Annotated in this window: 1 protein-coding gene and 1 pseudogene; both read right to left on the bottom strand. The window is 75.6% G+C overall.

Annotation, left to right across the window (positions count from 1 at the left end; genetic code table 11):
• Positions 1-13: 13 nt before the first annotated feature.
• Positions 14-10,711 (bottom strand): annotated as a pseudogene (locus AC07FJ_RS32325) (type I polyketide synthase); the annotation flags it as partial.
• Positions 10,712-10,828: 117 nt separating this feature from the next.
• Complete coding sequence (locus AC07FJ_RS32320) at positions 10,829-24,664, bottom strand: type I polyketide synthase (RefSeq protein WP_479052761.1); 13,836 nt, start codon at positions 24,662-24,664, stop codon at positions 10,829-10,831.
• Between the last annotated feature and the right edge of the window lie 180 nt (positions 24,665-24,844).

Raw genomic sequence — 24,844 nt, 5'->3', positions numbered from 1 at the left:
GTCGTGGGGGTGATCAGTTCGCGCTGCGGCCGAGCTGGTTGTCGATGAAGTCGAAGAGGTCCTCCGCGGAGGCGGCCTCCAGGGCCTCGGCCACCTCCTCGTCCCGGCCGCTCTGCGCCGCGGTCTCGTTGAGCCGGGACAGCAGGGTCTGGAGCCGTACGGAGACGGCCGTCCGAGCGGCGTCGTCGCCCAGTTCCGCCAGTGCCGCGTCCAGCCGGTCCAGCTCGGCGAGCAGAGGCTGGGACGCGCCGGGGCCGTCGCCCTCCGGGGCCATCTCGGCCACGATGTGCTCGGTCAGCGCCTCCGGGTTCGGGTGGTCGAACACCACGGTCGCGGCCAGCCGCACCCCGGTCCTGGCGTTCAGCCGGTTCCGCAGCTCCACCGCCGTCATGGAGTCGAAGCCCATCTCCTGGAACGCGCGCCCCGCGTGGACCGCGTCGACCCCGGAGTGCCCCAGCACCGCCGCGACCTCGGTACGCACCAGGTCGAGGACCGTCTGCCGGCGCTCCACGGCCGACAGCCCGGCCAGCCGTCGCGCCAGCGACTCCACCTCGCCGCCGCCCGACCGGGCCACCCGCCGGCCCGGCACCCGCACCAGCGACCGGAACACCGGCGGCACCTGACCGTGCGCCCGCATCGCGGACAGGTCCACGGGCAGCGCCACGACGGCGGCCGTGCTGTCGGTGAGCGCCGAGTCGAACAGCGCCGCGCCCTCCTCCGGCGACACGGGCCGGAAGCCCTCGCGGCCGAACCGCTGCAGGTCGTTGTCCGTCAGCGCCCCGTTGATGCCGTAGCTGAGACCCCACAGGCCCCAGGCGATCGACGTCGCCGCGAGCCCCCGGGCCGCCCGGTGACCGGCCAGCCCGTCCAGGAACGCGTTGGCCGCCGCGTAGTTGGACTGCCCGGGCCCGCCGATCACGCCCACGCTGGACGAGAACAGGACGAACGCGGACAGATCCAGGTGCTCCGTCAGCTCGTGCAGGTACCAGGCCGCGTCCGCCTTCGGGCGGAGCACCGCGTCCAGACCGCCCTCGGTCAGCGCCGGCACCAACCCGTTGTCCAGGACACCGGCCGTGTGCACGACACCCCGCAGCGGATGCGCGTCCGGTACGGCGGCCAGCGCGGCCGCCAGCGCCTCGCGGTCGGCCACGTCGCAGGACGCGAACGTGACCCGCGCGCCCAGCGCCGACAGCTCCGCCTCCAACTCGGCCGCACCCGGGGCCCCGGCCCCGCGGCGGCTCAGCAGCAGCAGGTGCCGCACGCCGTGTTCGGCGACCAGGTGCCGGGCGAAGAGGCCGCCCAGGGCGCCCGTACCGCCCGTGATGAGCACGGTGCCGTCCGGGTCCCAGGCCGCGGCCCGGCCCTCCGTACCACCCTGCGCGGAGCCCACCGGCATACGACGCAGCCTCGGCAGCAGCACCGCACCGCCGCGTACCGCCGCCTGCGGCTCGCCCGAGGCGACCACCGCGGACAGCACCTCCGCCGTCGCACCGGCGGCGTCCGGCGCCTCAGCCGTGGCGCCCGGCGCCCCGTCCAGGTCGATCAGCGTCAACCGGTCCGGCGCCTCCGCCTGGGCCGACCGCAGCAGGCCCCATACGGTCGCCGCGGCCGGTTCCGGCACGCCCTCGGCGCCCGTGTCGACGGCGCCCCGCGTGAGGACCACCAGCCGCGTACCGCCGAGCCGCGGCTCGGCCAGCCACTCCTGCACCAGACCGAGCGCCCGCCGCGCCGCCGCGTGGGCGGCGCCCACCACGTCGTCCGCGGCACCGGCCGCGAACCGGGCCAGCACGGCGTCCACCCCGGCCCCGGCCTCCACGGCCTTGCCGACCGCCGCCACCTCGTCGAACACGGGCACCTCGGCACCCGCGCCCGCGACGGCGCCCGCCGCGTCCAGGCCGTCCCCGTCGAGGACGCCCCAACGGAGCGAACCGTCCGGAGCCGGCAGCGCGGCGCGCTCCCAGTCCAGCTCGAACAGCGGCCTCGCCGCGTCCACGGCGGCCCCGCTGAACGCCGCGTCCGGCACGTCCCGGAAGACGAGCCGCCCGATCGTCACGACGGGCCGGTCCTCCGCGTCGGCCAGCACCACCGCGACCGCGTGCGCGTCCACCGCACCGCCGCCATCGGCCCCGGCACCCGCGTCCGCCGCGGACTCCGGCAGAGGCAGTTCGGCCGGCGCGATCCGTACGCGGACGGCGGTCGCGCCGCTCGCGTGCAGCCGCACCTGCTCCCAGCGCGCCGGCACCCGGGTCGTCCCCGGCTCGCCGTCGCCGGCGGACGCGGTCACCGCGGCCTCCAGCAGCGCCGGGTGCAGCTCGTAGCGGGCGGCGTCCGGCAGCAGGTCCTCCGGCAGCCGCACCTCCACCGACGGGCCGTCCGACGGCACCGGAGCCGACGCGGCCTCCGGCGTACCCGTACCGGCCGGCACCAGGAAGCCCCGGGCGTGGACCGTCCACACCGCGTCCGCCCCGGCGTCCTCGCCGCGGCTGTGCACGGTGAACGGCCTGCGGCCGGCCGCGTCCGCCGGGCCCACGCCCAGCTGCAGCTGCACCGCACCGTCCGCGGGCAGCACCACGGGCGCCACCAGGTCCAGCTCCACCGAGCCCGGCAGGCCCAGCTCGTCACCCGCCCGCACGGCCATCTCGACCAGCGCGGACGCCGGCACCACCGGCGCGTCGAACACCGCCTGCTCGGCCAGCCACGGGTGCGTACGCGCCGACAACCGGCTGGTGAACAGCGTCTGCTCGGCTCCCGCCACGGTCACCGCCGCACCCAGCAGCGGATGCCCGGTGCCCGCCAGGCCGTACCCGGAGTCCCCGCCTCCGGCGGTACCGGTGAGCCAGAACGCCCGGCGCTGGAACGCGTACGTCGGCAGCGTCACGGGCCGCGGCTCTGCCTCGGCACCGGAACCCGCGAACAGCGCCCGCCAGTCGACCCGCACACCCCGGCTGTGCAGCACTCCGACGGCCGTCACGAGCTGGTGTGCTTCGGGGCGGTTTTTGCGGAGGGTGGGGGTGGCGTCGGCGAGGGCGCTGAGGACGGCGTCGGGGCCTATTTCGAGGAGGGTGGTGGCGCCGAGGTCGCGGAGGGTGGTGACGGCGTCTGCGAACCGCACCGCTTGGCGGACTTGGTCGGCCCAGTAGGCGGGGGTGCGCAGGTCGTCGCCGGTGGCGAGGGTGCCGGTGAGGGTGGAGACGACGGGAATCGTCGGTTCGTTGTAGGTGAGTTCGGCGGCGGTGCGGCGGAACTCGTCGAGCATGGCGTCCATGCGGGGGGAGTGGAAGGCGTGCGAGACGGTGAGCTGCTTGGTCTTGCGGCCCAGCTTCTGGAAGTGTTCCGCGACCGTCTGTGCCGCGTCCTCGTCGCCGGAGATGACGACCGACTCGGGTCCGTTGATGGCGGCGATCGAGAGCCGGTCGGCCAAGTCGGTGAGGAGCGGGAGGACTTCGTCTTCGGTGGCCTGGAGGGCGATCATGGCCCCGCCGGTGGGCAGGTTCTGCATCAGCCGGGCGCGTGCGGCGACGAGTCGGGCGGCGTCGGCCAGGCTGAGGACGCCCGCGATGTGGGCGGCGGCCAGTTCGCCGATGGAGTGCCCGGTGACGTAATCCGGAGTGATGCCCCAGGATTCCAGGAGGCGGTAGAGGGCGACTTCGGTGGCGAACAGGGCGGGCTGGGTGTAACCGGTCTGATCCAGCTCCCGCCCGTCTGCGATGACTTCGCGCAGCGGCTTGTCCAGCAGCGGGTCCAGTTCCGCGCACACCGCGTCGAAGGCTTCCGCGTACGCGGGGTAGGTGGTGTACAGCTCCAGGCCCATGCCGGTGCGCTGGGCGCCCTGGCCGGTGAAGAGGAAGCCGGTCTTCCCGGCGGTCTTCGTCCCCTGGGCCACGTACGGCGCCGACTCTCCGGCCGCCAGGGCCCGCAGGCCCGCCAGCAGTTCGTCGCGGTCGGCACCGGCCACCACCGCACGGTGGTCGAAGGCCGTCCGGCTCGTGGCGAGCGACCAGCCGATGGCGGCCGGGTCCAGGGACGCGTGCCGCTCGGCGTACGCCAGCAGCCGGGCGGCCTGGTCGGACACCGCCTCGGGCGTGCGGCCGGACAGGGCCCACGGTGTGACCGGCAGGGAGACGGCCGGGCCGTCCTGCGGTGCGTCGGCGCCCGGAGGCTCCTCCAGTACGAGGTGGGCGTTGGTGCCGCTGATGCCGAACGACGACACCGCCGCGCGCCGCGGACGTCCGGGCGCCTCCCACGGGCGGGCCTCGGTCAGCAGCTCGACCGCACCCGCCTCCCAGTCGACGTGGCTGGTCGGCCGGTCGACGTGCAGGGTCTTCGGCAGGATGCCGTGCCGCATGGCCTCGATCATCTTGATGACGCTGCCGACACCCGCCGCCGCCTGGCTGTGGCCGATGTTCGACTTGAGCGAGCCCAGATAGAGCGGCCGCCCGTCGGCCGGCCGGTCCTGGCCGTACGTGGCCAGCAGCGCCTGCGCCTCGATCGGGTCACCGAGCCGGGTGCCCGTGCCGTGGGCCTCCACGGCGTCCACGTCGTGCGGCTGGAGGCCGGCGTTGGCGAGGGCCTGGCGGATGACCCGCTCCTGGGAGGGGCCGTTGGGGGCGGTGAGGCCGTTGGAGGCGCCGTCCTGGTTGACGGCCGTGCCGCGGATCACGGCCAGCACCTGGTGACCGTTGCGGCGCGCGTCCGACAGCCGCTCCACGAGGAGCAGACCGACGCCCTCCGACCAGCCGGTGCCGTCCGCGCCGTCGGCGAACGGCTTGCACCGCCCGTCGGGAGCCAGGCCGCGCTGCCGCGAGAACTCCACGTACGAGGTCGGGCTCGCCATCACGGTCACGCCGCCCGCCAGCGCGAGGTCGCACTCGCCCGAGCGCAGGGCGCCGGCCGCCATGTGCAGGGCCACGAGGGACGACGAGCAGGCCGTGTCGACGGTGACCGCGGGGCCTTCGAGCCCCAGCGTGTACGACACCCGGCCGGAGGCTACGCTGCCCGCGTTGCCGCTGGCGAGGTAGCCCTCCAGGTCCTCGGGGACGCTGTCCAGCTGGGAGCCGTAGTCGTGGTACATCACGCCGGCGAACACGCCGGTGCGGCTGCCGCGCAGCGACGCCGGGACGATGCCCGCGTTCTCCAGGGTCTCCCACGCGGTCTCCAGCAGCAGCCGCTGCTGCGGGTCGGTGGCGAGCGCCTCGCGCGGCGACATCCCGAAGAACTCGGGGTCGAACCGGTCGGCGTCGTGCAGGAACCCGCCGCCCTTGGCGTACGTGGTGCCGGTGTGCTCCGGGTCGGGGTGGTAGAGGTTCTCCAGGTCCCAGCCGCGGTTGGACGGGAACGCGGTGATGGCGTCGACGCCGCCGGCGACGAGCCGCCACAGGTCCTCGGGCCCGTTGACGTCGCCCGGGTAGCGGCAGGCCATGCCGACGATCGCGATCGGCTCCAGCGACGAGGAGTCTGCCGTCACCACGGCCGGGGCCGCCTCGGGCGCCGAGCCGAACAGCTCCGCTTCCAGGTGCGCGGCGAGCGCCGCCGGATTGGGGTGGTCGAAGACGAGCGTGGTCGGCAGGCGCAGTCCGCTCACCTTGTTGAGCTGGTTGCGCAGCTCGACGGCGGTCAGGGAGTCGAAGCCGATCTCCTGGAACGCCCGCTCGGCCCCGATGGCGGACGGGTCGGCGTGGCCGAGCACCCCGGCCACCTGGGCACGTACCAGGTCCGTGAGCGCCTGCCGGCGCTCGTCCGGCGACAGGCCCGCGAACCGCTGCGCCAGCGGCGAGCCGGCGTCCCCGCCGCCCGTCGCGGCCGACGCGGCCGTGGCGCGGGGAGCCGCGGGTACGAGCCCGCGCAGCAGCGGCTGCGGGTCGTCCTGGCGCCGCAGCGCGGCCGTGTTGAGCCGCGTGACGGCCAGGACCGCCTCGCCGGTGGCGGGGGCGGCGTCGAACAGCTCCATCGCGTCGTCCGAGGACAGCGGGAGCAGCCCGGTGCGCTCGATGCGCTTGAGGTCGGTCTCGTCGAGGCCGCCGCTGATCGTGCTGGCCTCGGCCCACAGGCCCCAGGCGAGGCTGGTGGCGGGCAGGCCGTGGGCGCGGCGGTGCTGGGCGAGCGCGTCGAGGAACGTGTTGCCCGCCGCGTAGTTGGCCTGCCCGGCGTTGCCGATGAGACCCGCGATGGACGAGTACAGGACGAACGCCGTGAGCTCGTGGTCCTTCGTCAGCTCGTGCAGGTTCCATGCCGCGTCGACCTTCGGCTGGAGGACCTTCGCCAGCCGCTCGGCGGTGAGCGACGACAGGAGCCCGTCGTCGAGGACGCCGGCGGTGTGGACGACCGCGGTGAGCGGCCGGTCGGCCGGGATGGCGGCCAGCACTCCGGCCAGCGCTTCCCGGTCGGCGGCGTCGCAGGCCGCGAACGACACCTGCGCGCCCAGCCCGGTCAGTTCGTCCCGCAGGTCGGCGGCGCCGGGGGCGTCGATGCCGCGGCGGCTGAGCAGCAGCAGGTGCCGTGCCCCGTGCCGGGTGACCAGGTGGCGGGCCAGGACGCCGCCGAGGGCGCCGGTGGCACCGGTCACCAGGACCGTGCCGCCGTCCCAGCGCGGCGCCTGCGCCTCCTCGGCGGTGGTGGTCGTACGGGCCAGCTGAGGCGTCAGGGCCTCCGCGCCCCGGACCGCGACCTGGGGAACGTCGGGGGAGACGTGCCGCGGGTCGAGGGTGTCCGTGTCGCGGTCGACGAGGACGATACGGCCCGGGTTCTCGCTCTGGGCCACCCGCACCAGACCCCACACACCGGCGTGCGCCAGATCCGTGACGTCCTCGCCGGGTCCGGTCGCGACCGCGCCGCGCGTCGTCACGACCAGGGTCGCGTCGGCCCGCCGCTCGTCCGCCAGCCACGCCTGGAGCGCCGCCAGGGTGTCGCGCAGCAGGGCGTGCGCCGTCCCGGCCACGTCGTCGGAGCCGACCGTCGGGGCCGGCGCGTACACGACCGTGCCCGTCCCGGCCGGGACCTCGTCCAGCGACGGGTACCGCGCGGCGCCCTCGACGGCGACCCCGCCGACGACCGCCCAGTCGGACGCGTCCACCGGCGCCGCCGCCGGCGCGCCCGCCGACCACACGACCCGGAACAGCCCGTCGCGTGCCGTCGACGCGGCCTCCCGCAGCGCCTCCTTCGACAGCGGCCGCAGCAGCAGCGACTCGACGGACGCCACCGGGGCGCCCACCGCGTCCGCCACGGCGAGGGACACCGTGTCGGCGCCCGACGGGGTCAGCCGTACGCGCAGCGCCGTCGCGCCCGACGCGTACACCCGCACCCCGGACCAGGAGAACGGCAGCATCGCCACGCGGTCCTCGTCGGCCACGCCCGGCAGCAGCGGGTGCAGGGCCGCGTCGAGCAGCGCCGGGTGCAGCAGGAACCGACCCGCGTCACCCCGCGCGCCCTCCTCCAGCACGACCTCCGCGAACAGCTCGCCGTCCGCGCCGCGCCACACGCGGCGCAGGCCGCGGAACGCGCCGCCGTACGCGTACTCCTCGTCCAGCAGGCGCTCGTACACGTCCGTCAGCTCGACCTCGACGGCACCGGCCGGCGGCCACGCCACCAGGGCGGTGCCCTGCTCGGCCGGTGCGGCGGGCGCCAGCGTGCCCCTGGCGTGCAGCGTCCACGGGCCGGCGTCGCCGCCCGCGTCGCCCTCGCGCCGCGCGTACACCTCGATCGCCCGGTGCCCGCCGGCGGCGCCGTCCGCGTCGCGCACGACGACCTGCACCTGTACGCCGCCCTGTTCGGGCAGCACCAGCGGCGCCGACAGGGTCAGCTCCTCCAGGCTCGGGCAGCCCAGCTGCTCGCCCGCGCGAACCGCCAGCTCCACGAAACCGGTGCCCGGCAGCAGTGCCGTCCCGGCCACGGCGTGGTCCGCGAGCCACGGGTGCGTGGCGAGCGACAGCCTGCTCGTGAAGAGCGTGTGGTCACCGTCCGCCAGCTCCACGGTGGCACCCAGCAGCGGGTGTTCCGTCGCGAGCAGGCCGAACCCGGAGGCGTCGGCCGGGGCGTCGGAGGCGTCCAGCCAGTATCGGTCACGCTGGAAGGCGTACGTCGGCAGGTCGACCGGCTCGCCCGGACGCCCGCCGAGGAACCGCTCCCAGTCGACGCGGCCGCCCCGGGAGAAAAACTCGCCGACGGCCGTGACGAGTTGGTGTGCTTCGGGGCGGTTTTTGCGGAGGGTGGGGGTGGCGTCGGCGAGGGGGCTGAGGACGGCGTCGGGGCCTATTTCGAGGAGGGTGGTGGCGCCGAGGTCGCGGAGGGTGGTGACGGCGTCTGCGAACCGCACCGCCTGGCGGACTTGGTCAGCCCAGTAGGTGGGGGTGCGCAGGTCGTCGCCGGTGGCGAGGGTGCCGGTGAGGGTGGAGACGACGGGGATCGTCGGTTCGTTGTAGGTGAGTTCGGCGGCGGTGCGGCGGAACTCGTCGAGCATGGCGTCCATGCGGGGGGAGTGGAAGGCGTGCGAGACGGTGAGCTGCTTGGTCTTGCGGCCCAGGTCGCGGAAGTGTGCCGCCACATCGGAGGCCGCCGCTTCGTCGCCGGAGATGACCACGGATTCCGGGCCGTTGATGGCGGCGATCGAGAGCCGGTCGGTGAGGAGGGGGAGGACTTCGTCTTCGGTGGCCTGGAGGGCGATCATGGCCCCGCCGGTGGGCAGGTTCTGCATCAGCCGGGCGCGTGCGGCGACGAGTCGGGCGGCGTCGGCCAGGCTGAGGACGCCCGCGATGTGGGCGGCGGCCAGCTCACCGATGGAGTGCCCGGTGACGTAATCGGGGGTGATGCCCCAGGACTCCAGGAGCCGGTAGAGGGCGACCTCGGTGGCGAACAGGGCGGGCTGGGTGTAGCCGGTCTGGTCCAGCTCCTCGCCGGTCGCGATGACGTCGCGCAGGGGCTTGTCCAGCAGCGGGTCGAGTTCGGCGCACACGGCGTCGAAGGCTTCCGCGTACGCGGGGTAGGTGGTGTACAGCTCCAGGCCCATGCCGGTGCGCTGGGCGCCCTGGCCGGTGAAGAGGAAGCCGGTCTTCCCGGCGGTCTTCGTCCCCTGGGCCACGTACGGGGCGGTTTCCCCGGCGGCCAGGGCCCGCAGTCCCGCCAGCAGTTCGTCGCGGTCGGCACCGGCCACCACCGCACGGTGGTCGAACAGGGCGCGCGTGGTCAGCAGCGAGTGCCCCACCGCGGCCGGGTCGAGCCCGTCCCGCTCCTCGGCGTACGCGAGCAGCCGCTGCGCCTGGCCCGCCAGGGCATCGGGCGTACGGGCGGACAGCACCCACGCGTTCACCGGCGGGGCGGCCGCGACCGGCTCGTCGGACGCGTCCTCGGCGGGAGCGACCTCCTCGGGCTCCTCGATCACGACGTGCGCGTTGGTGCCGCCGAAGCCGAACGACGACACGCCCGCGCGGCGCGGCGTATCGGACTTCGGCCACGGACGGGCCTCCGTCAGCAGCTCGACCGCGCCCGCGTCCCAGTCGATGCGGGACGAGCGCTCCTCGGCGTGCAGCGTCCTCGGCAGGACGCCGTGCCGCATGGCCTCGATCATCTTGATGACGCCACCGACACCGGCCGCCGCCTGGGCGTGGCCGATGTTCGACTTGAGAGAGCCCAGCCACAGGGGCCGCCCCTCGGGCCGGTCCTGGCCGTACGTGGCGAGCAGGGCCTGCGCCTCGATCGGGTCGCCCAGGGCCGTACCGGTGCCGTGGGCCTCCACGGCGTCCACGTCGTGCGGCTGGAGGCCGGCGTTGGCGAGGGCCTGGCGGATGACCCGCTCCTGGGAGGGGCCGTTGGGGGCGGTGAGGCCGTTGGAGGCGCCGTCCTGGTTGACGGCCGTGCCGCGGATGACGGCCAGCACCTGGTGGCCGTTGCGGCGCGCGTCCGACAGCCGTTCGACGAGGAGCAGGCCCACGCCCTCGGCCCAGCCGGTGCCGTCCGCGCCCTCCGCGAAGGACTTGCAGCGCCCGTCGGGAGCCAGGCCGCGCAGCCGCGAGAACTCGACGAACGCGGTCGGCGTCGACATCACCGCGGCACCGCCGGCCAGGGCGAGGTCGCACTCCCCGGCCCGCAGCGCGTTCACCGCGAGGTGCATCGCCACCAGCGACGACGAGCACGCCGTGTCGACCGTGACGGTGGGGCCCTCCAGGCCGAAGGTGTAGGCGAGCCGCCCGCAGGCGATGCTGCCGGCGCTGCCGCTGAACAGATAGCCCTCGTTGCCCTCGGCGGGCAGGTGGGGGCGGGAGCCGTAGTCGTTGTACATGAGGCCGGTGAACACGCCGGTACGGCTGCCGCGCAGCGACGCCGGGTCGATGCCGGCCCGCTCGAAGGTCTCCCAGGTCGTCTCCAGCAGCAGCCGCTGCTGCGGGTCGACCGCCAGCGCCTCGCGCGGCGACATCCCGAAGAACTCCGGGTCGAAGCGGTCCGCGTCGTGCAGGAACCCGCCCTCGGTCGCGTACGACGTGCCGGGCTCGTCCGGGTCGGGGGCGTACAGCCGCTCCAGGTCCCAGCCGCGGTTCGTCGGGAAGCCGCCGACGGCGTCCACACCGTCCGACACCAGGCGCCACAGGTCCTCGGGGCTGGTGACGCCACCGGGGTAGCGGCAGGCCATGCCGACGATCGCGATCGGCTCCTGGGCCTTGTCCTCGACCTCGCGCAGGCGCTTGCGCGCGTCCCGCGCGTCCGCGATGGCCCGCTTGAGGTACTCCCTCAGTTCTTGCTCGTTCGCCACGTGTTCTCAGCTCCCCGACGTGATGTGGCTCGGTGGTGAAAGGTCGTTGTGGGCGCGTCGTCGCGCCTCGGTGTCCGCCGCCATCGCGCGGCCTCAGTTCAGGTCGTCGAGGAGCGCGAACAGCTCCTCGTCGGTCGCCGTGTCCAGGTCCCGGCCGACGGCCTCGTCGCCGTCGCCCTCGCCCGCCGCCGCTCCGGCCAGGTCCAGCAGTTCCTTGAGCCGGCCGGTGATCTGCTCGAACGCCTCCCGGTCGGCCGCGGCGGCCGACTGGATGGAGTGCTTCAGCCGGTCCAGGTCCGACAGGACCGGGGTCGCCGCCGACACCTCCTCGACCGTGATCTGCTGCCGCAGGTACGCGGCGAGCGCGGTCGGGTTCGGGTAGTCGAAGACCAGCGTGGACGGCAGCCGCAGCCCGGTCGCCGCGTTGAGCTGGTTGCGCAGCTCCACGGCGGTGAGCGAGTCGAAGCCCAGCTCCTGGAAGGCGCGCCCGGCGTCGACGGCGCCGTGGTCGGAGTGCCCCAGCACCCCGGCGACCTGGGCGCGCACCAGGTCCGTCAGGACCTCCATGCGCTGCTCCTCCGGCAGTGCGCCGAGGCGCTCCGCCAGGGAGGGACCGCCCTCGCCGTCCGAGCCGCCGGCCGTGCCGGCCGCCGCGGCGGTACGGCGCGGTGCGCTCGGCGCCAGGGCCCGCAGGATCGCCGGGAGCCGGTCGGGCTGCCTGCGCAGCGCGGCCGTGTCGAGCCGGGTGACGGCCAGGACGGCCTCGCCCGTGGTGGGCGCGGCGTCGAACAGCTCCATCGCGTCGTCCGACGACAGCGGCAGCAGGCCCAGCCGGGCGAGCCGGCGCAGGTCGGTCTCGTCGAGGCCGCCGCTGATGGTGGAGGCCTCGGCCCACAGGCCCCAGGCGAGGCTGGTGGCGGGCAGGCCGTGGGCCCGGCGGTGCTGGGCGAGCGCGTCGAGGAACGTATTGCCCGCCGCGTAGTTGGCCTGCCCGGCGTTGCCGATCAGGCCCGCGATCGACGAGTACAGGACGAAGGCCGTCAGGTCTTGGTCCTTCGTCAGCTCGTGCAGGTTCCAGGCCGCGTCGACCTTCGGCTGGAGGACCTTCGCCAGCCGCTCCGGCGTCAGGTCCGTGAGGACCGTGTCGTCGAGGACGCCGGCGGTGTGGACGACCGCGGTGAGCGGCCGGTTGGCCGGGATGGCGGCCAGCACTCCGGCCAGCGCCTCGCGGTCGGCGGTGTCGCACGCGGCCACCGTGACCTCGGCGCCGAGCCCGGTGAGCTCGTCCCGCAGGTCGGCGGCGCCGGGGGCGTCGATGCCGCGGCGGCTGAGCAGCAGCAGGTGCCGTGCCCCGTGCCGGGTGACGAGGTGCCGGGTCAGGACGCCGCCGAGGGCGCCGGTGGCACCGGTCACGAGGACCGTGCCGCCGTCCCAGCGCGGCGCGGGCTCCGCCGCCCCGGCCGTCGTGCGGGCCAGTTGCGGCGTGAGGAGCGCGGTGCCGCGTACGGCGGCCTGCGGAACGTCGGGGGAGACGTGCCGCGGGTCGAGAGTGTCCGTGTCGCGGTCGACGAGGACGATACGGCCCGGGTTCTCGGTCTGGGCCACCCGGACCAGACCCCAGACACCCGCCCGGACCAGGTCGGTGACGTCCTCGCCGGGTCCGGTCGCGACCGCGCCGCGCGTCGTCACGACGAGCCTGCCGTCCGCGAAGCGCTCGTCCGCCAGCCACGACCGCAGCGTGGCGAGGGTGTCCCGGAGCGCGGCGTGGGCCTCCTCGGCGCTGCCCGTGCCCGTGCCCGTACCGGCGGGCGGCGCGTACACCAGGGTGTCGGCCCGCTCGACGGTGTCGAGGCCGGTGTGCCGGGACGCGCCCGGCACGGTGACGTCACCGAGGACGGCCCAGCCGGAGGCGTCCACCGGAGCCGTACCGGCCGGGCGGGCGAGCGGCGTCCAGACGACGCCGAACAGCCCGTCCCGGGTCGTCGCGGCCGCCTCGCGCAGGGCCTGTGCCGACAGCGGCCGCAGCAGCAGCGACTCCACGGTCGCCACCGGGGCGCCCGTGCCGTCCGCCACCGTCAGCGCGGCCTCCAGCGTGTCGGTGTCCTGGCCGGACACTGCCAGCCGCACCCGCAGCACCGAGGCGCCCACGGCGTGGACCGTGACCCCGGACCAGGCGAACGGCAGCCGCGCCTGGCCCTTCTCGTCGACGACGCCCGGCAGCAGGGTGTGCAGGGCCGCGTCGAGCAGCGCCGGGTGCAGCAGGAACCGCCCGGCATCGCCGCGCACCGGCTCCGGCAGCGCGACCTCGGCGAAGACCTCCCCGTCGCCGCGCCACACCCGGCGCAGCCCGCGGAACGCCTCCCCGTACTGATACCCCAGGGTCTCCAGGCGCTCGTAGACGCCGCTCAGGTCCGTCTCGACCGCGCCCGCCGGCGGCCACGCCGTCAGCGCGGTGCCCGTGGCCCCTGTTGCCGGGGCGAGCGTGCCGGAGGCGTGCGCCGTCCAGGGGCGCTCCCCGGACTCGTCGCCGTCGTCGGGCCGGGAGAACACCTCCACGGAGCGGCGGCCCGCCCCGTCGGCCTCGCCGACGACCACCTGTACCTGTACGGCCCCGTCCTCGGGCAGGACCAGCGGCGCCGACAGCATCAGCTCCTCGACCCGCTCGGCGCCCAGCCGCTCACCGGCCCGGGCGGCCAGCTCGACCAGGCCCGTGCCGGGCAGCAGCACCGTGCCGTGCACGGCGTGCTCCACCAGCCAGGGGTGGCTGCGCCGGGACAACCGCCCGGTGAACAGGTGCTCGTCGCGGTGGGCCACGCCGACCGCCGCACCGATCAGCGGGTGTTCCGTCGCGGCGAGCCCGAGACCGGCCGCGTCGGCCGGGGCCTCGGTGCCCTCCAGCCAGTAGCGCTCGCGCTGGAAGGCGTACGTGGGCAGCGGCACCGTGCGGGCGCCCGGGAAGACCGTCGCCCAGTCGGGCGACGCGCCCCGCAGGCGCAGCCGCGCCAGCGCGCCCATGACGGTCTCCTGCTCGGAGCGGTCCCGGCGCAGCGCCGGCACCAGCAGCCCGGCCTCCTGCTCCAGGCAGGACTGGGCCAGCGCGGTGAGGACCCCGTCCGGGCCCAGCTCCACGAAGTCCGTGACGCCCTCGGCCTCCAGGCAGCGCACGCCGTCGAGGAAGCGCACCGCCTCCCGGATGTGGGTGGCCCAGTAGTCCGGCGAAGTCAGCTGCTCCGCGGTGGCGAGCGCGCCGGTCACGTTGGACACCACCGGGATGCGCGGCGGACGGAACGTCAGCCCCGACGCCACCTCCCGGAACTCGTCCAGGACCTCCTCCATGTGCGGCGAGTGGAAGGCGTGCGACACCGGCAGCCGCTTCGTACGGGCACCCTTGGCCCGCCACGCCGCCGTCAGCTCGTCGACCGCGTCCGCGTCACCAGAGATCACCATCGAGTCGGGCCCGTTGACACCCGCGACCGCCACGGCACCGCCGTACGGCGCGAGCGACGCGCGCACCTCCTCCTCCGTGGCCTGCACGGCCGCCATGGCGCCGCCCTCGCGGGCCGCCTGCATCAGCCGGCCGCGCTCGGCGACCAGGCAGCAGGCGTCCGGCAGGTCCAGGACGCCCGCCAGGTGCGCGGCCGTCACCTCGCCGATGGAGTGGCCCAGGAGGTAGTCGGGGGTGATGCCGTGGTGCTCGAACAGCCGGAACAGCGCCACCTCCACCGCGAACAGCGCGGCCTGCGTGAACGCGGTCTGGTCGATCAGCGCCGCGTCCGCCGTGTCGGGACGGGCGAACAGCACGTCCTTCAGCGGGCGGGCCAGCTCCGGGTCGAGGTGCGCGCACACCTCGTCCAGGGCCCGCGCGAACACCGGGTCGCCCTCGTACAGTTCGCGGCCCATGCCGAGCCGCTGGCTGCCCTGCCCGGTGAACAGGAAGGCCCGCTTGCCGGGGCGCGCCGCGTGCCCGCGCACCACGCCCGCCGGCGTGCCCTCACCGTCGGCGAGGGCGGCCAGGCCGCGCAGCAGCTCCTCCCGGTCCCGGCCGACGACCGCCGCGCCCTGTTCCAGGACGGCGCGCTCGGTGGCGAGGGACAGGCCGATGTCGGCCACGGACACCTCGGGTGCCTCCACGGCGTACCGGTGCAGCTTCGCCGCCTGGGCCCGCAGGGCCGCCTCGTCCTTGGCGGACAGGATCCACGGCACCACCGCGGGCGCCGCCTCCTGCGGGGCGGTGCGCGGTGCGGTGGACGGCGCGGGCGGGGCCTGCTCGATGATCACGTGGGCGTTGGTGCCGCTGATGCCGAACGAGGACACCCCCGCGCGTCGCGGCCGTCCCGTCTCGGGCCAGGAGGTCTCCTCCGTCAGCAGGGCCAGCGCGCCGGAGTCCCAGTCCACGTGCGGGGACGGCTCGTCCACGTGCAGCGTCCTCGGCAGGACGCCGTGCCGCATCGCCTCGATCATCTTGATGACGCCGCCGACGCCGGCCGCCGCCTGGCTGTGGCCGATGTTCGACTTCAGCGAACCCAGGTACAGGGGCCGCCCGTCGGGCCGGTCCTGGCCGTACGTGGCGAGCAGGGCCTGCGCCTCGATCGGGTCGCCGAGCCGCGTGCCGGTGCCGTGCGCCTCGACGGCGTCCACGTCGCCCGGCCGGAGCCCGGCGCTCGCCAGCGCCTGCTGGATGACCCGCTCCTGGGACGGCCCGTTGGGGGCGGTGAGCCCGTTGGACGCGCCGTCCTGGTTGACGGCCGTACCGCGGACCACCGCGAGCACGCGGTGGCCGTTGCGGCGCGCGTCCGACAGCCGCTCGACCAGCAGCAGGCCCACGCCCTCGGACCAGCCGGTGCCGTCGGCGGCCGCCGCGAACGACTTGCAGCGCCCGTCGGGCGACAGGCCGCGCTGCCGCGAGAACTCCACGAACGTGTTCGGGCCGTTCATCACGGTCACACCGCCGGCCAGGGCCAGGTCGCACTCGCCGGAGCGCAGCGCGTTCGCCGCAAGGTGCAGGGCCACCAGCGACGACGAGCACGCCGTGTCGACGGTGACCGCCGGGCCCTCCAGGCCGTACGTGTACGACAGCCGGCCCGAGATCACGCTGGACAGGTTCCCGGCCAGCAAGAACCCCTCGAACTCCTCCGGGGCGGTCGCCAGCCGCGACGCGTAGTCGTCGTACATGGCGCCCGTGAACACCCCGGTGTTGCTGCCGCGCAGCACGGCCGGGTCGATGCCCGCGCTCTCGAACGTCTCCCACGCGGTCTCCAGCAGCAGCCGCTGCTGCGGGTCCGTCGCGGTCGCCTCACGCGGCGAGATGCCGAAGAACTCCCGGTCGAACAGGTCCGCGTCGTGCAGGAACCCGCCCTCGCGGACGTACGAGGTGCCCGTGCGCTCCGGGTCCGGGTCGTAGAGGGCGTCCAGGTCCCAGCCGCGGTTCACCGGGAACCCGCTGACCGCGTCGGTGCCCTCGGCGACCAGCCGCCACAGCTCCTCCGGCGACGACACCCCGCCCGGGTAGCGGCACGCCATGCCGACGATGGCGATCGGCTCGTCCGTCGCACCCCGCGACCGCGTCTTCGCCACGGCGGCCGGGGCCTTCGCGGCGGACACCCGGGTCAGCAGGTACGTGGCCAGCGCCGCCGGCGTCGGGTGGTCGAACACGGCCGTCGCGGGCAGCCGCAGCCCCGTGGTGGCCGCGAGCCGGTTGCGCAGGTCCACTCCGGCCATCGAGTCGAAGCCGATGTCGTTGAACGCCCGGTCCGGCTCGACGGCCGACGCGCCCGCGTGGCCCAGCACCCCGGCGACCGTGGCGCGCACCAGGTCGAGGACCGCCTCGCGGCGCTTCTCCTCGGGGAGTCCGGCGATCTGCCGGCCCCAGTCGGTACCGCCGCCCGCGGTCGGTTCGGCTCCGCGCGCCGCGGACCGCCGGGTACGGGTCCGTACCAGGCCCCGGTACAGGGCCGGTACGGGCTCCGCACCGCCCGCGAACCGGGCCGGGTTCAGGGCCACCGGGGCCCACAGGGGCTCGTCGCCCGCCAGCGCCGCGTCGAACAGGGCCAGGCCCTGCTCGGGCGTGAGCGGCGTCATCCCGGCCCGGCTCCAGCGGGCCAGGTCCGCGTCCGTGAGGGACGCGCCCATGCCGTGGCTGCCGTCCCACAGGCCCCACGCCAGCGCGGTGGCCGGCAGGCCGGCGGCGCGCCGGTGCGCGGCCAGGGCGTCCAGGAAGGTGTTGGCCGCGGCGTAGTTGCCCTGCCCGGCGGTGCCGGTCAGCCCGGACACGGACGAGAACAGCACGAACGCCGACAGATTCTGATTTTTCGTCAGCTCGTGGAGATGCCAGGCCGCGTCCACCTTCGGCCGCAGCACCGCCGCCACGCGCTCCTCCGTCAGCGACTCCACGGTCCCGTCCGCCAGCACCCCCGCCGTGTGCACCACGGCGGTCAGCGGGTGCGCCGGGTCGACCGCGGCGAGCAGCCGCTCGACCGCCGCACGGTCCGCGGCGTCCGCGGCGACGGCCGTCACCTCCGCGCCCAGCGCGGACAGTTCGGCCACCAGCTCCGCCGCGCCCGGCGTGTCCGGACCGCGCCGGCTGCTCAGCAGCAGATGCCGCACCCCGTACGCGGCGACCAGGTGCCGGGCGAACAGCGCGCCCAGCCCGCCGGTGCCGCCCGTGACGAGCACGGTGCCCCCGGGGTCGAGCACGCGGCGCTCCGCCGCTGCGGAGCCGCGCCCGGCGCGGGCCAGGCGCGGCGCGTACAGGGCGCCGCCGCGCACCGCCAGCTGCGGCTCGCCCGCCGCACCGGCGGCGAGCGCCGCGACCGGCACGGCCGCGTCCGGCGCGTCCAGGTCGATCAGCACGACCCGGTCCGGGTGCTCCGACTGCACCGACCGCAGCAGGCCCCACACCGGGGCCGCGCCCAGGTCCGCGACGCCCTCGCCGGGCAGCGCCGCGACGGCGCCCCCGGTGACCACCGCGAGCCGCGCGTCGGCGAACCGGTCGTCGGCCAGCCAGCGCCGCACCAGCTCCAGGGTCCGTACGGTCGCCTCGTGCGCCGCCGCCGGGATGCCGTCCGCACCGGTGGTGCCGTCCGTACCCGCGGTGCCGTCCGCGCCGGTGGTGCCGGACACCCGTACCACCGCCACGTCCACGCCGACGGCCGCGTCCAGGTCGTCGCCGACGAGGCCCCACGACGGGTCGGCCTCGCCCTCGGGCGCCGCCACCGCGGCCCACTCCACCGTGAACAGCGCGTCGTCGACCGGGCCGGCCGCCGCGGACTCCAGGTCCGCGCGGGCGATCGGCCGCAGCACCAGCGACTCCACCTCGGCGACCGGGGCGCCGGTGGCGTCCGCCAGGCTCAGCCGGTAGGTGTCCGCGCCGAGCGGCGAGATCCGCAGCCGCACCTCGGCCGCGCCCGTGGCCCGTACGTCGATCCCGGACCAGGCGAACGGCAGCCGGATCCGGTCCGTCTCGCCCTCCACGGCCGCGTCCAGCACCAGCGGGTGCAGCGCCGCGTCGAACAGCGCCGGGTGCACGGCGAACCGCGCGGCGGCCTCGGCGTGCTCCTCCGGCAGCCGGATCTCGGCGAACAGTTCGTCACCGGCCCGCCACATCGCCCGCAGCCCCTGGAACGCGGGGCCGTACCCGTACCCCAGCGCGGCGAGGCGCTCGTACACACCGGTCAGGTCCGCCGGGACCGCCCCCTCGGGCGGCCACGCCGTCCAGCGGTCGGCCTCGTCCGCCGTCTCCGCGGCCGGGGCCAGCGCACCGGCCGCGTGCCGTGTCCAGGCGCGGGCCGCGTCGTCGCCGACGCCCGCGCCCGCGTCACCCGTGTCCGGGCGGGCGTACACCGAGAACGGCCGGACACCCGAGGCGTCCGCCGCGCCGACCGCCACCTGGACGCGGACCGCCGCACGCTCCGTCAGCGGCAGCGGCGCCTCCAGCGTCAGCTCCTCCACGCGCGGCGCGCCGAGGTGGTCGCCGGCCGCCGCGGCCAGCTCCAGGAACGCGGTCGCCGGCACCAGCACGGTCCCGCCGACGGTGTGGTCCGCCAGCCACGGGTGGCCGCGCAGCGACAGCCGGCTGGTGAACACCGCGTCCTCGCGCTCCGCCAGGTCCAGCGTCGTCGACAGCAGCGGATGCCCGGCAGGGTCGAGCCCGAGGCTCCGCGCGTCCGCCGGCACCGACGGCGCCAGCCAGTAGTGCTGCCGCTGGAAGGGGTACGTCGGCAGGTCGGCCGACGCGGCCGGGGTGCCGGCGCCCGTGAAGAACGACGCCCCGTCCAGCGGCGCGCCCGCCGCGTACACCCGCGCCAGGCCCTCGACGAGCGTGTCGCCCTCCGGCTGCCCGGCCCGCAGCAGCGGCACGGCCGTGACGTCGTCCAGGGCGCCGCGCGTGAGCGCGGTCAGCACCGCGTCCGGGCCGGCCTCCACGAACACCGTGGCGCCCTGGGCGGCCAGTTCGCGCACCGCGTCCAGGAACCGCACGGTGGCCCGGATCTGCCCGGCCCAGTAGTCCGGCGAGGTCAGTTCGGCGTCCGTGGCCCTCGTTCCGGTCACCGTGGACACGATCGGGATGCGCGGCGCCTTGAAGTCGACCTGGGAGGCGACCTCGCGGAACGCGTCGAGGATGCCGTCCATGTGCGGCGAGTGGAAGGCGTGCGACACCGTCAGGCGCTTCGTCCTGCGGCCGCGCTCCCGCCACTCGGCGGCGATCCGCTCGGCGGTCTCCGCGTCCCCGGAGATCACCACCGAGTCGGGCCCGTTGACGGCGGCGATCGCCACCGCGTCCTCGTGCCCGGCGAGCGAGGCGGCGATCTCCGCCTCCTGCCCCTGCACGGCGATCATGGCGCCGCCCGCACGGGCCGCCTGCATCAGCCGGCCCCGGGCGGCGACCAGCTTCGCCGCGTCCTCCAGCGACAGCACGCCCGCCACGTGCGCGGCGGCCAGCTCGCCGATCGAGTGCCCGGCCAGCAGGTCCGGGGTCACCCCGTGGTGCTCCAGCAGCCGGAACAGCGCCACCTCGACGGCGAACAGCGCCGGTTGCGTGTACGTCGTCTCGTCGACGAGCGCGGCGTCCGGACCGTCCGGGTCCGCGAACACCACCTCGCGCAACGGCCGCTCCAGGTGCGGCGCGAACGCCGCGAACACCTCGTCCAGCGCCGCCGCGAACACCGGGTGGCGCGCCGCCAGCTCACGGCCCATGCCGACCCGCTGGGCGCCCTGACCGGTGAACAGGAACGCGGTACGGCCCGCGTGCGCCGCGCTGTCCGTCACCACGCCGGGCGCCTGCTCCCCACGGGCGAGTGCGTCCAGACCGGCCAGGAACCCGGCACGGTCCGCGGCGACCACGGCCGCCCGCTGCTCGAACGCCGTACGCGTGGTGGCCAGCGCACGGCCCACGGCCGCGTCGTCCGGCGCGCCGTCGCCCGCCGCGTACGCCCGCAGGCGCTCGGCCTGGTCGCGCAGCGCGGCGGAGTCCCGCGCGGACAGCAGCCACGGCGCGGGCAGCGCCGGCGCGGCGAGGCCCGCCGGCTCCCCGGCCGGGAGGGCCGCCTCCTCGGGGGCTTCTTCCAGGACGACATGGGCGTTGGTGCCGCTGATGCCGAACGACGACACCGCGGCCCGCCGCGGCCGGCCGGGCGCCTCCCACGGGCGCGCCTCGGTCAGCAGCTCCACCGCGCCGCGGTTCCAGTCGACGTGCGGCGACGCCTCGTCGACGTGCAGCGTCCTCGGCAGGACGCCGTGGCGCATGGCCTCGACCATCTTGATGACGCCGCCGACACCGGCCGCCGCCTGGGCGTGGCCGATGTTGGACTTCAGGGAGCCCAGGAACAGCGGCGCGCGGTCCTCCCGGTCGCTGCCGTACGTCGCCATCAGCGCCTCGGCCTCGATCGGGTCGCCGAGCCGGGTGCCGGTGCCGTGCGCCTCGACGGCGTCCACGTCGGCCGTGGTCAGGCCCGCGTCGGCGAGCGCCTGGCGGATGACCCGCTGCTGCGACAGGCCGTTGGGGGCCGTCAGTCCGTTGGACGCGCCGTCCTGGTTGATCGCCGAGCCCCGGATGACGGCGAGGACGCGGTGGCCGTTGCGGCGCGCGTCCGACAGCCGCTCCACCAGGAGCAGGCCCACGCCCTCGGACCAGCCGGTGCCGTCGGCGGCCGCCGCGAACGACTTGCAGCGGCCGTCGGGGGCGAGGCCGCGCTGCCGCGAGAACTCCACGAACATGCCCGGCGAGGACATCACGGTCGCGCCGCCCGCCAGCGCCATGTTCGTCTCGCCCGAACGCAGCGAGCGGATCGCCAGGTGCAGCGCCACGAGCGACGACGAGCAGGCCGTGTCGGCGGTGACGGCCGGGCCCAGCAGCCCCAGCTGGTAGGCGATGCGGCCCGACATCACACTGGCGGTGCTGCCGGTGAGGACGCTGCCCCGGACGTTCTCCGGCGCCTCGTACATGCGCGGCCCGTACTCCAGGGCCGTGGCGCCCACGAAGACGCCCGTGCGCGAACCGCGCAGCGCCTCCGGGTCGATCCCGGACCGCTCGATCGCCTCCCACGCCGTCTCCAGCAGCAGCCGCTGCTGCGGGTCCATCGCCAGCGCCTCACGCGGCGAGATGCCGAAGAAGCCCGCGTCGAAGCGGCCCGCGTCGTGCAGGAACCCGCCGTGGCGCACCGCGCTCTTGCCGGGCCGGTCCGGGTCGGGGTCGTACAGGTCCTCGTCCCAGCCGCGGTCCGTGGGGAACTCCGAGATCGCGTCGACGCCCTCGGCGACCACCCGCCACAGGTCCTCGGGGGACGCCACGCCGCCGGGGTAGCGGCAGGCCATGCCGACGATGGCGATCGGCTCGTCCGCGTCGACGGGCCGCACGAACGTGTCGGCGTCGCCGGCCGCACCCAGCAGCTCCGCCTCCACGAACTCGATCAGCGCCTGCGGCGTCGGGTGGTCGAACAGCAGGCTCGTCGGCAGGTCCAGACCGGTCGCGCGGGCGAGCGCCGCGCGCAGCTCGGTCGTCATCATCGAGCTGAACCCGAGCTCCTGGAACGGCGTGCGCAGCTCCAGGCGCTCGTCGTCGCCGTACTCCAGGACGGCCGTGACGTGCCCGGTGACCAGCTCGGCCACGGCGCGCCGCCGCTCGTCGCCGGACAGCCCGGCCAGCCGCTCGCCGAGCGCCCCGCGCGGAGCGGCCGCGGCCGCCTCGGCCCGGACACCGCCGTCGCCGGAGGCCGGCAGGACCGCCTCCTTGCGGGTGGCCGCGTCGAACCAGTGGCGCCTCCGCTGGAAGGCGTACGTGGGCAGGGTGACGCGCCGGCCGCCCCACGGCCCGTACACCGCGGCCCAGTCGACGTCCGCGCCCTGCGTGAAGGCCGTCGCCACGGCCGTCAGGACCGTGCGCGCCTCGGACCGGCCGGCGCGCAGGGCGGGGACGGCGCCCGCGAGGGGGCTGAGGACGGCGTCGGGGCCGACCTCGATGAGGGTGGTGGCGCCGAGCTCGCGGAGGGTCGCGACGGCGTCGGCGAACCGGACGGCCTGGCGGACCTGCTCGGACCAGTAGCACGGGGTGCGCAGGTCGTCGCCGGTGGCGAGGGTGCCGGTGAGGGTGGAGACGACGGGGATCGTCGGCTCGTGGTAGGTGAGCTCCTTGGCGACCTTGTGGAACTCCTTCAGCATGGCGTCCATGCGGGGGGAGTGGAAGGCGTGCGAGACGGTGAGCTGCTTCGTCTTGCGGCCCAGGTCGCGGAAGTGCGCCGCCACACGGGAGGCCGCCGTCTCGTCGCCGGAGATGACGACCGACTCGGGGCCGTTGATGGCGGCGATGGAGAGGCGGTCGGCCAAGTCGGTGAGAAGCGGCAGGACTTCGTCTTCGGTGGCCTGGAGGGCGATCATCGCCCCGCCCGTGGGCAGCTCCTGCATCAACCGGGCCCGGGCCGCGACCAGTCGGGCGGCGTCGGCCAGGCTGAGGACACCCGCGATGTGGGCGGCGGCCAGTTCGCCGATGGAGTGCCCGGCGACGTAGTCGGGGGTCACGCCCCAGGACTCGAGCAGTCGGTAGAGGGCGACCTCGGTGGCGAACAGGGCGGGCTGGGTGTAACCGGTCTGGTCCAGCTCCCGCCCGTCTGCGATGACCTCGCGCAGGGGCTTGTCCAGCAGCGGGTCCAGCTCCGCGCACACCGCGTCGAACGCCTTCGCGTACGCGGGATAGGCCTCGTACAGCTCCAGGCCCATGCCGGTGCGCTGCGCGCCCTGGCCGGTGAACAGGAACGCGGTGCCGGCCGGCCCCGCCGTCCCGTCACCGTCCGCGCGGACGACCGCGCCCGACGGACGGTCCTCGGCGAGCGCCCGCAACCCCGCCACCAGCTCGTCCCGGTCCGCGCCGACGACGACCGCGCGCTCGGCGAAGGCCGTACGGTCCGTCGCCAGCGACAGGCCCACGTCCAGCGGCCGCGGCGCGTCCTCCGCCGCGGCGAACGCGGCCAGGCGCCCGGCCTGGGCGCGCAGGGCGGCCTCCGACCGCGCCGAGACCACCCAGGCCAGGGCGTCGGGAGCGCCCTCCGGGGCGACGACCGGCTCGGCCGCCGCCGTCGAAGGCGCCTCCGCCACCACGACGTGGGCGTTGGTGCCGCCCATGCCGAAGGAGCTGACGCCGGCCACCAGGGGCCGGTCCGGACGCGGCCAGGCCGTGCGCTCGCGCTGCACGGCCAGACCCAGCTCGTCCAGCGGGATGGCGGGGTTGGGCGTCTCGAAGTTGAGGCTCGCCGGCAGCTCGCGGTGCGTGATGCTCAGCAGGGTCTTGATGAGCCCCGCGATACCGGCGGCGCCCTCCAGGTGGCCGATGTTCGTCTTGACGGAGCCCACCAGCAGCGGGTCCCCGGGCGCGCGGTCCGCGCCGAGCGCGGCGCCGAGCGCGGCCGCCTCGATCGGGTCGCCGACCGGCGTGCCCGTACCGTGCAGCTCCACGTACTGGACGGTCTCGTCGGGGCTGAGCGCGGCACGCTCGTGGGCCAGGCGCAGCACCTGCTCCTGGGCGTCGCGGCCCGGCACCGTCAGGCCCTCGGTGGCGCCGTCGTTGTTGACGGCGGTGCCGCGGATCACGCCGTGGATCCGGTCGCCGTCCGCGAGGGCCGCCGACAGCGGCTTCAGCACGACGACGCCGCCGCCCTCGCCGGGCACGAAGCCGTTCGCGCGGGCGTCGAAGGTGTACGACACGCCGTCGGGGGAGAGCGCGCCGAAACGTTCCTCCGTGAGGGCGTTCTCCGCCAGCAGGTTGAGGTTCACCCCGGCCGCGATCGCGGTCGTCGACTCCCCGGCGCGCAGGCTCTCGCACGCCAGGTGCACCGCGACGAGCGACGACGACTGCGCCGAGTCCACCGTCATGCTCGGCCCGTGCAGGCCCAGCTGGTACGAGACCCGGTTGGCGATGACGCCGCGGTTCACGCCCGTCATCGTGTGCTGCGTGACCGCCTCGGCGCCGTACTGGTACAGCAGGTTCGTGTAGTCGTCGCGCAGCGTGCCGACGAACACCGCGGTGGACGTGCCGCGCAGCGCCGCCGGCACGATCCCGGCGTCCTCCAGCGCCTCCCAGGTCAGCTCCAGCACCAGCCGCTGCTGCGGGTCCATCGCGGCGGCCTCGCGCGGTGAGATGCCGAAGAAGCCCGCGTCGAAGTGGTCGACGTCGGGCAGGAATCCGCCGCGCCGGGCACCCTCACGCGTGCCCGGGGCCGCGTCCTCGGGCACGTCCCAGCGGCCCGGCGGCACCTCCGTGACGGCGCTCGCGCCCTCGCGCAGAAGGTTCCAGAACTCGGCCGGCCCCGCCGCACCGGGGAACCGGCAGGACAGCCCCACGACAGCGATCGGCTCCCCGGGGCCGGCGTTCGCGGCCTTCCCCTTCGGTGCCCCGGCTGCTACAGGATTGTTCTCACTCGTCACCACGCTCGGCTGCCCTTTCATGGCTGTGTCGCTCCATGGACCACTCGGTGAACTCCCCGGCGGATGAATTCCGCGGGCGCCCGCGCCTCCTGCGGAAAGCGCCCGGAGTTCTTCGCGCGAGTTCTGTACGAAACCTTGAAAGCTGATGCTCGAAAGGCTAATGACGCAGGGTTTTCGAACAGTCACGCGACGGTAACTCCC

Source organism: Streptomyces sp. NPDC045998 (assembly GCF_056430285.1).
Note: the sequence above shows the minus strand (reverse complement) of the source record. Positions and strands in the feature narration are given on the sequence as shown.